The 12,131-nt window shown below is 47.5% G+C and carries 12 protein-coding genes and 1 pseudogene; all 13 read left to right on the top strand.

The window, feature by feature from the left end:
- The first annotated feature begins 32 nt into the window (after positions 1-32).
- The 13 genes and pseudogenes from ndk to hisC all read left to right on the top strand — a co-directional run bounded on the left by ndk (position 33) and on the right by hisC (position 12,105).
- Entirely contained in the window at positions 33-476 is a 444-nt protein-coding gene (ndk, locus tag AC2TF5_RS17575; protein ID WP_491298431.1) for a nucleoside-diphosphate kinase, read from the top strand.
- A 28-nt stretch (positions 477-504) separates the two neighbouring features.
- A complete protein-coding gene (locus AC2TF5_RS17570; protein WP_491298430.1) occupies positions 505-1,311 on the top strand; it encodes a CheR family methyltransferase in 807 nt (268 codons plus the stop codon).
- 75 nt (positions 1,312-1,386) lie between these two features.
- Complete coding sequence (locus tag AC2TF5_RS17565; protein WP_491298429.1) at positions 1,387-1,551, top strand: hypothetical protein; 165 nt, start codon at positions 1,387-1,389, stop codon at positions 1,549-1,551.
- 148 nt (positions 1,552-1,699) lie between these two features.
- Positions 1,700-2,869 (top strand): chorismate synthase, encoded by a 1,170-nt coding sequence (aroC, locus tag AC2TF5_RS17560; protein WP_491298428.1) that lies wholly within the window; start codon positions 1,700-1,702, stop codon positions 2,867-2,869.
- 2 nt (positions 2,870-2,871) lie between these two features.
- Positions 2,872-3,966 (top strand): 3-dehydroquinate synthase, encoded by a 1,095-nt coding sequence (gene aroB, locus AC2TF5_RS17555; RefSeq protein ID WP_491298427.1) that lies wholly within the window; start codon positions 2,872-2,874, stop codon positions 3,964-3,966.
- A 3-nt stretch (positions 3,967-3,969) separates the two neighbouring features.
- Positions 3,970-4,347 carry a chorismate mutase gene (aroH, locus tag AC2TF5_RS17550; RefSeq protein WP_491298426.1) on the top strand — a complete coding sequence of 126 codons (378 nt, stop codon included), beginning with the start codon at positions 3,970-3,972 and terminating at the stop codon, positions 4,345-4,347.
- 530 nt (positions 4,348-4,877) lie between these two features.
- Positions 4,878-6,431: an anthranilate synthase component I gene (gene trpE, locus AC2TF5_RS17545; RefSeq protein WP_491298425.1), complete on the top strand. Its 1,554-nt coding sequence runs from the start codon at positions 4,878-4,880 to the stop codon at positions 6,429-6,431.
- Positions 6,432-6,455: 24 nt separating this feature from the next.
- Positions 6,456-7,496, top strand: a complete 1,041-nt coding sequence (gene trpD, locus AC2TF5_RS17540; protein ID WP_491298424.1) for an anthranilate phosphoribosyltransferase — start codon at positions 6,456-6,458, stop codon at positions 7,494-7,496.
- Positions 7,486-8,307 carry an indole-3-glycerol phosphate synthase TrpC gene (trpC, locus tag AC2TF5_RS17535; protein WP_491298423.1) on the top strand — a complete coding sequence of 274 codons (822 nt, stop codon included), beginning with the start codon at positions 7,486-7,488 and terminating at the stop codon, positions 8,305-8,307. Before trpD ends, trpC begins: the two co-directional genes overlap by 11 nt.
- Position 8,308: 1 nt before the next feature.
- Positions 8,309-8,905, top strand: a pseudogene (locus AC2TF5_RS17530) (phosphoribosylanthranilate isomerase); the annotation flags it as partial.
- A 75-nt stretch (positions 8,906-8,980) separates the two neighbouring features.
- Entirely contained in the window at positions 8,981-10,177 is a 1,197-nt protein-coding gene (gene trpB / locus AC2TF5_RS17525; RefSeq protein ID WP_491302927.1) for a tryptophan synthase subunit beta, read from the top strand.
- Positions 10,174-10,998 carry a tryptophan synthase subunit alpha gene (gene trpA / locus AC2TF5_RS17520; RefSeq protein WP_491298422.1) on the top strand — a complete coding sequence of 275 codons (825 nt, stop codon included), beginning with the start codon at positions 10,174-10,176 and terminating at the stop codon, positions 10,996-10,998. Before trpB ends, trpA begins: the two co-directional genes overlap by 4 nt.
- Positions 10,999-11,007: 9 nt before the next feature.
- Positions 11,008-12,105: a histidinol-phosphate transaminase gene (gene hisC / locus AC2TF5_RS17515; RefSeq protein WP_491302926.1), complete on the top strand. Its 1,098-nt coding sequence runs from the start codon at positions 11,008-11,010 to the stop codon at positions 12,103-12,105.
- Positions 12,106-12,131 lie beyond the last annotated feature (26 nt).

Here is a 12,131-nt window from a genome sequence, read left to right as displayed (position 1 = left end):
TCACATGTATGAAAATGGAGAGTGATGAGCCAATGGAACGTACTTTTTTGATGGTTAAACCAGATGGTGTTCAGCGGGGACTGATCGGAAGGATCGTAAGCCGGCTGGAGGATAAAGGTTTTAAATTGGTTGCAGGCAAATTTCTTCAGATTTCCGACGAGCAGGCAAAGCGTCATTATGCTGAGCACGTCGGAAAAGATTTCTTCGGCGAATTGGTAGGATTTATAACTTCCGGCCCGGTATTCGCTATGGTATGGGAGGGCGATGAGATTATTGCCTTATCCCGTCAGGTGATTGGCAAGACGAAAGTTAAGGAAGCGCTGCCAGGTACGATCCGCGGTGATTTTGCTGCACACACACCGCACAATCTGATTCACGGTTCGGATTCGCCGGAAAGTGCGGAACGCGAGATTACAAACTTTTTCAGCGCGGATGAGTTGGTGCAGTATGAGAAGAGCATCTCTCTATGGACTTAAATATTCTTAATCATTTTAGGACGGTAACATGAAGGAAAATGAACATATAGTGCAAGATAAAGATTATACTGGTTTTATTCGAAGCATTGAGTCAAGCACAGGGATTAACCTTGCGGATTATAAAGAAACTCAAATGAAACGGAGACTGACTACCCTACGACTCAAATATGGTTTTCAGACGTTTTCAGCCTTTTACGATGGCATGATGAAGGACAAGGCTCTGTTTCATGAATTTTTGGACCGTATGACCATTAACGTCTCTGAGTTTTGGCGGAATCCCAACCGGTGGGAGGTTCTAAGGGACAAGGTCCTGCCAGAGCTGACGGGTCTTGGTTTTGCACGATTGAAAATATGGAGCGCAGCCTGTTCCACAGGTGAAGAGCCGTATACTCTTGCGATGATTCTTTCGGAAAAGAAACTGCTTAGTGCAAGTACTATCCTAGCAACAGACATTGATGATGGGGCACTTGCTAAAGCGAAACAAGGCCTGTATCTGGAGCGATCGTTGAAGGATGTTCCTAAAGCGGTCGCTGCAAGGTATTTCACGGAGGATGGGCCGATGTACCGCTTTGATGAGCAGTTGAAGAAGGAAGTGCGATTTCAGAAGCAAAATCTTCTGACAGATCGTTTCGATACCGGCTTCGATTTGATTGTGTGCCGCAATGTGATGATCTACTTCACTGAAGAGGCAAAGCATAAGCTCTATCAGAAATTCGCAGCCAGTTTAAGACCCGGTGGAGTTTTGTTTGTAGGCAGCACCGAGCAAATTTTCAATCCGGGCCAATACGGCCTAGAGACGGCAGAAACTTTTTTTTATCGAAAAAGCAGATCCTGACCCTTTCTGCATAATTGAGCGCTGGGTATCCGATAATAGGAATGATATTTCCAGCATTCAAGTGGAGGTCGGGGAATGGATAAACGAAAGGTTATTGCCGCATATCGGCGCGGATTGTTCAGTGTGCAGGAGTGCGGTCAGATTCTTGGACTGGAAAGCTTTCAGTTCAGTGCACTGCTGGGTCAACAGCAACCTGCCGGGAACGGTCACTGGAAAAGACCAACACGTCACTTAAAATAGGTATTTGCTAATCAGCGCTTCTCATCTGTGTAGGGGGAGCGCTTTTTGGTGCAATCTCCTTTCTTGTCAAAGAGTTAGACCTATAATATAATGAGCAGAAGATATTGACGGATTTTAGCGGTTTACAGTTTAAAAGGGGGAAAGCACCATGAGTATACGATTTTTGACTGCAGGGGAGACACATGGCCCTCAGTTAACGGCAATCATTGAAGGACTGCCAAGCAATCTAAAGCTTGATATTGAGGCTCTGAATTTTCAATTGCATCGGAGACAAAAAGGTTACGGCCGCGGACGCCGCATGCAGATTGAGAAGGATACAGCACAAATTGTTGGCGGAGTACGCCATGGTTATACAACAGGAGCGCCAGTAGCGCTTGTAGTTGAGAATAAGGATTGGACTCACTGGCGCAATATTATGAACATCGAACCGATCGAAGGAACTGACGAAGAAAAAAGACGGGTGCACCGTCCTCGTCCAGGTCATGCGGATCTGAATGGCGGTCTGAAATACAACCTGAAGGATCTCCGTAATGTGCTGGAGCGCTCCAGTGCCCGTGAAACGACTGTCCGTGTTGCATGTGGTGCAATAGCACGCCAATTTCTTGAACAGTTTGGTATTAAAGTTGCCGGCCAGGTTATCCGGATCGGTGAGATTGAAGCGCCGGCTCACAACCTTTCAATTGATGAGTTGATAGAACGTACTGAAGCCTCTTCTGTCCGTGTTGTAGATAAAGAGACAGAGAAAAAGATGGAAGAGTACATAGACTTGATCAAGAAAGAAGGAGACTCCATTGGAGGAATCGTGGAGTGCATCGTAGAAGGGTTACCGGTTGGACTTGGCAGCCATGTCCAATATGATCGGAAGCTCGATGGAAGAATTGCGCAGGGCGTTATGTCCATTAATGCGTTTAAAGGCGTGGAAGTTGGTATCGGTTTTGAAGCTGGAGAGCTAAGAGGCTCTAATGTTCATGATGAGATTCTGTACAGCGAGGAGCGGGGATACCACCGCGCAAGCAACCGTCTTGGCGGCTTTGAGGGCGGTATGACGAATGGTATGCCGATTGTTGTCCGGGGCGTAATGAAGCCGATTCCGACACTGTACAAACCGCTGCAAAGTGTAGACATTGATACGAAAGAAGCCTTTACGGCACAGGTAGAGCGCTCAGATGCGTGCGCTGTACCGGCAGCAGGCGTAGTGATGGAGCATGTGGTTACATGGGAAGTGGCAAAAGCTTTCCTGGAGAAATTCGGCGGTGATTCGATGGAAGAAATCCATGCCAACTACAACAATTACCTCGCTCAATTGGAGAGATACTAAGTATGAGAACTCTGCAGGTCGAACTAGGTGAACGCTCATATCCCATTTATATCGGCTCAGGCTTGCTCGAGAAGATCGGTGAACTGAGCTTGCAGCACGGAATTAGCGCCAAAAGTCCACACCTGATCGTTACGGATGAACGGGTCGCTCCCCATTATTTGCAGATGGTGGAAGACCGGATGGCTGAAGCGGGTTTCACGACTGTTTCCCATGTGGTACCGGCAGGAGAAACGTCCAAGTCACTAGCAGTGTTTGAGCAAGTGATGACAACGGCGATACAAGGCAAGCTGGATCGCAGCTCTGCTGTATTTGCATTAGGCGGCGGAGTGGTGGGTGATCTAGCTGGATTTGTGGCGGCTACATACATGAGAGGCGTTACGTTTGTGCAGATCCCGACAACGATCCTTGCTCATGACAGCAGTGTAGGCGGTAAGGTTGCGGTTAATCACCCATTGGCCAAAAATATGATCGGCGCCTTTCATCAGCCGGTGATGGTATTGTACGATGTAGACACATTGTCGTCGCTGCCTGCACGGGAAGTGTCGGCAGGATTGTCTGAAATGGTAAAGCATGGACTTATACTTGATGAAGAGTTTGCTTATTGGTGCCGGGATCATGCATCTGAACTGCTTGCGCTAGATCCAGAGGCGCTTGCTTACGGTTTGGAACGCGGCTGTGCAATCAAGGCAGATGTTGTTTCACAGGATGAACGGGAAGGTGGCCTCAGAGCCATCCTTAATTTGGGTCATACGATTGGTCATGCGATCGAAGCGGTAGGAGGTTACGGCCGATTCTTGCACGGTGAAGCTATATCGATCGGAATGGCAGGGTCGGCGCTGCTTGCTGAAACTTTGGGTAGAGGAAATCATCTGTTTGAGCAAACCAGAGAAATGCTAAGGGCTCTAAATTTGCCTGTTGTGCTTCCGTCCGATGTAACGGTTGACGAAATTATGGACGCTATGCAGCATGATAAGAAATTTACTGAAGGGCGAATGGTCTTTATTGTGCCCGACCAAATCGGTAAAGTCAGTATTGTTAATGATGTACCGGTAAATGCGGTTCGCTTGGTCGTTGAACAGCTGAAAAAGGAGGGATAAACGATGATGAATCGCGGTATACGTGGGGCGACAACGGTAAAGAAAAATGATGAGCAGGAAATTTTAAAGGAAACAGTGCTTCTCCTGGAAGAGATTGTGAACCGAAATGATGTGAAGCCAGATGATATTTGCAGCGTCTGGATTACAATGACCCATGATTTAGATGCTACCTTCCCGGCGAGAGCCATTCGAGCACTAGATGGTTGGGACTTGGTTCCGCTTATGTGCTCTGTAGAAATTCCGGTACAGGGAAGCTTGCCGCACTGCATTCGTTTAATGGTGCAGGTTAATACAGAGAAGAGCCAGAAAGAAATCAAGCACGTATATTTGAACGAGGCGCAGCGGTTGCGTCCTGATTTATCGGCCTCTTCGTCTTCCTGATCAAAATTTAGGGTTGCCATGAACAGGGAGGATCCTGTATATTGGTATCAGAATAGTTGAGTAGAGTTTAGATGAGTATAGTTTAGCAGAGAAGAGCAGAGTAGCTTAGGTTTCACCATGAATAGATAAGAGTACTGTACATTATTAGTGCGTGTTTAAAAAGGTCGGTTTTCAGCACCGAGAAGGTTGGATGAAGCTAGGGACTGAGGAGCGGAGCGTACGTTTTGGGTACGTGAGCACTGGAAGGACCGGCTGAATTCAAGATTCGATGCCGAGCCCACTTCTTGATTCACTTCGTGATCAAAAGCGGACTTTTTGAACAACCTCTATTACTGAAATATGAGCCAATACTATGGTCGGGTTGTTTATCATACAAACCGTGTCATAGATATTTGAGGCATCGTTTTGGTCTTGTATAGTTTGTATCACTCTTGTCTGTGCTCTTTTTTATATACTTATCCAGTATAGACCTCTACTTCGGTAGAGGTCTTTTTGCATTCTTAATACATTTGAAGAAGGAGGGATTGGTAATGGCAAACCCATCAATGGAACAGGTCGTATCCATGGCAAGACAGTATAATTTGATACCTGTCGCTGTCCGTTTACTAGCGGATATGGAGACACCGATTCGTTTATTTCAGCGGTATGCACAGCGTGAACGGGCATTTTTATTAGAAAGTGTAGAGGGCGGCGTGCAGTGGGCTCGTTATTCGTTCATCGGTACCGATCCTTTCCTTTTAATCTCAGGCAAACAAGGTCACATCGAAGTGGAAATGAGCGGTGAAGTAACTCAGCTCAAAGGTAAGCCGGTAGAAGAGCTGAAAGCCTTGCTTCGTTCGTACAGAAGTCCGCAGCTAGATGAAATGCCTCCGTTTACAGGCGGTGCAATCGGATTTTTCGGCTATGATCTTCTTCAATATTACGAAAAGCTGCCTGGGCATGCTCTGGATGATCTGGGAATGGATGATATCCGGTTTATGTTCTGTGATCAGATCATCGTATTCGATCATGTGAAACAGCAGATTCTCTTGATAGGTAATGTGCATGTAAAACCTGGAGATACCGATGAGGATATCAGGCAGGCGTACAGAGGTGTATGCCGCAAATTGGAAGATACAGCTGAACAACTAAAGGAGCAGGGACCGCGCGAAAATGTGAATTCTCGTGGCATTCCTTCGGATGTGGAACTTGGAAATATCCAGTCCAATATGACTAAGGAAAAGTATATGGACAATGTGGATCGGGCAAAGGAATATATCCGGGCTGGCGATATCTTTCAGGTAGTGCTGTCCCAACGCTTCCACATTGACACGGAAGTTTCCCCGCTTCATGTATACCGGGTGCTGCGTACACTGAATCCGTCGCCGTATATGTACTACTTAAAGATGGATGAAGAGATTATTGTCGGCACATCGCCTGAAGCGTTGGTTAAAGTCGATGGCAGACGGGTCGAGACGAGACCAATTGCCGGCACACGTCCCCGCGGGGTGGATGAGTCTTCTGACAGAGCGTTGGCAGAAGAGCTGCTGCAGGATGAGAAAGAGCGGGCGGAGCATCTGATGCTGGTCGACCTTGGGCGAAATGATCTGGGACGTGTCTCAGAGTTCGGAACGGTTAAATGTGATTCTTTTATGGAGATCGAGCGGTACTCTCATGTCATGCACATCGTGTCAGGGGTGTCAGGCAAGCTGAGTGAAGACAAGGATTTCTTTGATGCTTTTCTATCCTGCCTTCCTGCTGGAACGGTGTCGGGTGCTCCGAAGCTTCGGGCCATGGAGATCATTGCAGAGCTGGAGCGGGAAGCAAGAGGAGCATATGCCGGAGCCATAGGTTATCTTGGTTTTGCTGGAAACATGAATTCATGTATCACGATTCGTACGATCATTTTCCGTGAGGGTAAAGCTTACGTGCAGGCTGGAGCTGGAATTGTGTGGGACTCTGTGCCTGAGAAAGAATATGAAGAAACGGTCAATAAAGCGAAAGGGATGCTAAAGGCAATCCGGGTTGCTGAAGCGATGTTCCCGTCGGATGTAAAACCTGAGAGTACAATTAATCAGGATTACCTGTACGAATATACACCTTAAAAATCCTTGGAGGAGGAGAGACATATGAGCATTTTGGAACCTGTACAGTCCAGTATTTCAAAATTGATTGAAGGGCGTAACCTGGAGCGCAGTGAGGCCAGGGAGGTCATGCAGACCATTATGGAAGGCAAAGCGACCCACTCGCAGATTGGAGCTCTGCTTACGGCTCTCCGCATCAAAGGAGAGACCGTAGATGAAATTACAGGCTTTGCTGAGGCGATGCGAGGCTCCGGCGGACGTGTCATTACTGAGCGGAGCCAACTGCTAGATACATGCGGAACAGGAGGCTCTGGAATCCATAAGTTCAATATCTCTACTGCCTCTGCGATTATTTCATCCTCTGTATCCGTTCGCGTAGCGAAGCATGGCAACCGCTCGGCTTCTGGACGTGCCGGAAGTGCTGATGTTCTGGAGGCGCTGGGTGTAAATATTCATTTGACAGCAGAACAAGCTAAGCGTTGTTTGGATCAGATCGGGATCTGTTTCCTGTTTGCCCAAATTTATCACCCTTCTATGAAGCATGCAGCAGCACCCCGAAAAGAACTTGGAGTAAGAACCGTGTTTAATATGCTTGGTCCTTTGACCAATCCAGCTGGTGCAGACCGTCAGCTCCTTGGCATTTATGATCTTGATAAAACGGAAACGATCGCTCAGGTGTTAAAAGAACTGGGATTGAAACGGGCTATGGTCGTCACGAGTCATGATGGACTGGATGAGATCAGCATTTCAGCACCTACTCGCGTGTCCGAGTTACGTGGCGGGGAAATTCGTACGTACGACATTCATCCGCATGATTTAGGCCTCGCGGTTCATCCAATGCAGTCAATTCTCGGTGGAGATGCTGCAGAGAATGCTGAGATTATTGGAACCGTGCTCCAAGGTAAAAAAAGTCCTTACAGGGATATCGTGCTTGCGAATGCCGGAGCTTGCATATATGTTTCAGGATTGGCAGACAGTCTGGTGGAAGGCGTCAGCAAAGCCGCAGAGGCTATTGATTCGGGAGTGGCACAAGCTAAACTGGAACAGCTTATCACGATGACGGAGGAATTGAGTTATGTATCTTGATCGAATTGTTGCAACCAAACGGGAAGAAGTAGCTAAACTTCATCAGTCTTTTTCGATTGAAGAAGCGTTAGAAAAAATTTCTGCACTTCCGCCTACACGTGGGTTTATCGAAGCGTTATCCGAACGACGGAAGAGAGGGATGGGACTTATTGCCGAGGTGAAAAAGGCCTCTCCTTCGAAAGGGTTGATCAGGCCGGACTTTGATCCGGTTACGATTGCCAAAGCTTATGAATCTGCCGGTGCAGATTGCTTGTCAGTACTGACGGATGAGCAGTACTTTCAAGGAAGTGGAGAGTACCTTGCCATGGTTCGGGAAGCAGTCAGTCTTCCGCTGCTACGTAAGGATTTCATTATCGATGCTGCTCAAATTTATGAAGCGCGTCTGTTAGGTGCAGATGCGGTTCTGCTCATAGCGAGCATTCTGGAGCCGTCCCGGATCGCTGAATTTATATCGATTGCATCCTCTATCGGGCTCGATTGCCTGATCGAAGTTCATAATCGCAGCGAGCTGGACTCGGTGCTTCAATTGGAGTCAGCTAAGCTGGTAGGTGTCAACAACCGCAATCTGCATACTTTTGAGACATCATTAAACACGACTGCTGAGCTTAGCAGTGATATTCCGGAAGGTGTAGTTTTAATCAGCGAGAGCGGTATCTCGGGAAATGAAGATATTTCATTTCTGGCATCAACCGGCGCTCAAGGTGTATTAATCGGCGAGCATTTTATGCGTAAGGAAGATGTAGAGCAGGCTGTTATTGATCTGATGGGGCCTTTACCGCAAGGTCAAGTAAGCGAGACAGGAGCGTATTAGCATGACGAATACAGCCGTAAAAATATGTGGACTTCAAAGCGTTGAAGTGCTAAAATCGATGATAAACTTGCCTGTGGATTATATCGGATTCGTATTTGCCAAGAGCCGCCGTCAGGTTACTCCTGAACAGGCTGTTGAACTCACCGAAGTGTTGAAGCAATGGAAGAGCGAAGCAACACCTTCCTCTGTTGGCGTTTTTGTTAACCCTTCCTTGGAGGAACTAAGAGAGCTTCTTCACACGGTTGAACTGGATGTCGTGCAATTGCACGGACAAGAATCTCCGCAATTTTGCCGGGAAGTGAAAGAAAGCTTCCCGGTTTCCGTTTTTAAGGCAGTCTCCGTACAGAGTGGAGGCTCGCCGGAGGAACATGTGTCTGAGCTGGAGAATTACATCGGATGTATTGACGGCCTCCTGCTTGATACTTACGACCCGGTTTATGGCGGTGGCTCAGGCCGGACCTTCGCTTGGGACGCGATACCGGTCTATAAGGCTTGGACACGCGCTCAGGGCATTCCGTTGTTTGTGGCGGGGGGACTTGAACCATCGAACTTAGGAGAATTGTTAACATTGTATCACCCGGATGGCGTGGACGTGTCCAGCGGGGTTGAAAGTGCCCCGGGTGTAAAGGATATAGCAAAAGTAACAGCATTCGTGGAAAGGGTGAAAGTCCAAATGACATTGCTACCGGATCGTAACGGTCGTTTCGGCTCCTTCGGGGGACGATACGTACCGGAGACGCTGATGAACGCGCTGATCGAGTTGGAAGAAGAATATAACCGATATGCGGAAGATTCCGCTTTTAAAGAGGAAATTGCTTATCTGTTGAAACAGTACTCCGGCAGGGAAACACCGCTTTATTACGCAGAACGTCTCAGCAAGTATCTTGGCAAAGCGAAGATTTACTTGAAGAGAGAGGATTTGAATCATACGGGAGCCCACAAGATCAACAACGCGATAGCTCAAGGTGTTCTCGCGAAGCGGATGGGTAAGCAGAAGGTCATCGCTGAGACAGGTGCAGGTCAGCACGGAGTCGCAACGGCAACAGTTGCAGCTTTACTCGGTCTGGAATGCAAAGTTTTTATGGGCGAGGAAGACACGAAGCGCCAGCAGTTGAACGTTTTTCGGATGAAAATGCTCGGAGCGGAAATAGTACCTGTAACATCCGGCAGCAAAACTTTGAAGGACGCTGGAAACGAGGCACTCCGTTATTGGGTTAGCAACGTGGAAGATACGTTCTATGTATTGGGCTCGGCGGTCGGTCCTCATCCATATCCGATGATGGTTCGAAACTTCCAGCGGATTATTGGTGATGAAACGCGCCGTCAGATCCTGGAAAGTGAAGGTCGCCTGCCAAATACAATTTTTGCGCCGATCGGCGGAGGCAGTAACGCAATCGGCATGTTTTATCCTTTTTTGGAAGACAAGGAAGTAGCTCTCGTAGGTGTCGAAGCTGCAGGCAAGGGTGTGGATACAGAGTTTCATGCAGCTACGATGAGCAAGGGAACGCAAGGCGTGTTTCAGGGCTCCATGAGTTATCTGCTGCAAGATGAGTACGGTCAGGTGAAAGAAGCTCACTCCATCTCGGCTGGTCTGGATTATCCGGGTGTCGGTCCGGAGCACTCATACCTGAAAGATATCGAACGTGTGCGATATGTGCCGATCACGGATCAGGAAGCACTCGAAGCGCTTCAGCTGCTCTGTAGAACGGAAGGTATTATTCCGGCACTGGAGTCAGCCCACGCCGTAGCGCAAGTGGTCAAGATGGCTCCGGAATGGAATGAAGATGACATTGTAGTTATCTGTCTCTCTGGACGCGGCGATAAGGACGTGGAGTCTATTATGGCTTATACGGGAGGTAAATCGATATGAACCGGATGGATGTAACCTTTGATCGACTGAAGGAGCAAAATAGAACGGCATTGATTCCTTTTTTGACCGTTGGTGATCCAAGCATTGAATTAACGCTTGATATTATTGCCGAGGTAGAAGCAGCTGGAGCTGATATTGTTGAACTTGGCGTGCCATATTCCGATCCGCTTGCAGATGGTCCTGTAATACAGCGGGCTTCCCAGCGTGCATTAAAAGGGCATGTCACGATACGCACATGTATGGAGACAGCCTTACGGGCAAGGAAAGCAGGTAGCGAGCTTCCATTTATTTTGTTTACTTACTATAACCCGGTTCTTCAAATGGGATTGGATTTATTCTTTGAAGAAGTTATTGCACATGATATTAGTGGTTTGATCATTCCGGATCTGCCCATAGAGGAAGCCGGTGAGATCAAGCGACGGGCCAAGGATGCTGGAGTGCATCTGATCCCACTTGTGGCGCCGACTTCACATGAACGAATTTCCAAAATTGTGAGCGACGCAGACGGGTTTATATACTGTGTATCCTCGCTTGGTGTAACAGGAGAGCGCTCAGATTTTTATAGCGGGATTAATGGATTTATTGAGACGGTGAAAAAATACAGTAAAGTTCCGGTAGCCATCGGCTTCGGTATATCAAGCGGTGAGCAGGTGGCCAGATTCTCTGAAATTTGTGACGGTGTCGTAGTAGGGAGTGCCATTGTACGTCAGATCGAAGCTAATATTCCTTTGCTTGAGCAGGAGTGTACGAGGGAAGAGGGACTTTTGCAAATCCGTCAATTTGTGTCACAATTAAAAGGAACAGAAATATACGAAAGGTGAGTTGATATGATGAAGCCTAAAGCGAATATTGTGAATCTCCCGGTGTACGAACCAGGAAAACCGGTTGAAGAAGTAAAGCGGGAACTTGGTCTGAGTGAAGTTATTAAACTGGCTTCCAATGAGAATCCTTACGGCTGTTCGCCTCAAGCGAAAGAAGCCATTATTGCTGAGCTTAGCAACCTAAGCATGTACCCGGATGGAAGTGCGACCGAATTAGCGGAGGAGCTTGCTTCCAGCATGGGCGTGAACAAGGATCAGATCATATTCGGATGCGGATCGGATGAAATTATTGCACTCATTACGCGTGCATACCTTGAGTCTGGTGACGAAACGATCATGGCTGATCAGACCTTTTCTGTATATAAAACCAATGCTGACATCGAGAATGCCGTAAGCATTGAGGTGCCTCTGGTCGATGGTACCCATGATCTTGATGCTATGCTTGCCGCTATCAGTGATCGAACCAAAATCGTATGGATCTGCAATCCAAACAACCCTACGGGGACAATCATTTCAGAAGATGAGCTTCTTCGGTTTATGGATTCGGTACCTGCGAATGTTATGGTTGTACTGGATGAAGCTTATTCAGAGTATGTAACGGATTCTTCATATCCAGAAAGTTTAAAACTGCTGTCGCGTTATCAAAATCTTATGATTCTCCATACATTTTCCAAAATCTACGGCCTGGCTTCGCTCAGAATCGGCTATGGCATCGCTCAGGCTGGCGTTATTAGCTTGATTAACCGAGTGCGGGAGCCATTTAATACGGGACGTCCAGCTCAAGCTGCTGCGAAGGCGGCACTTGGTGATCAGAAATTCGTAGAGAGCTGCCGGCAAAGCAATGCCGAAGGTATTGTGTACTTGCAAAAAGAATTCGACCGGCTTGGGCTTCAATATTTTCCAGCCCATGGAAACTTTATCTTGGTCGATGTTAATACCTCCGGAAGAGATGTATTTCAATCGCTGCTGAACAAAGGAGTAATCGTCCGCTCTGGCTTCGCCCGCTACCCGAACTATATTCGTGTGAGTGTGGGGACACCGGAACAAAATAAAGCGTTTATTGGAGTGTTAGAGCAAGTTCTACGTGACGTAAAGTCGCCTGTCTAACGCTTTTACGCAATCTTAAAACGAGT

Source organism: Paenibacillus sp. JNUCC 34, from assembly GCF_058269055.1.
Note: the sequence above shows the minus strand (reverse complement) of the source record. Positions and strands in the feature narration are given on the sequence as shown.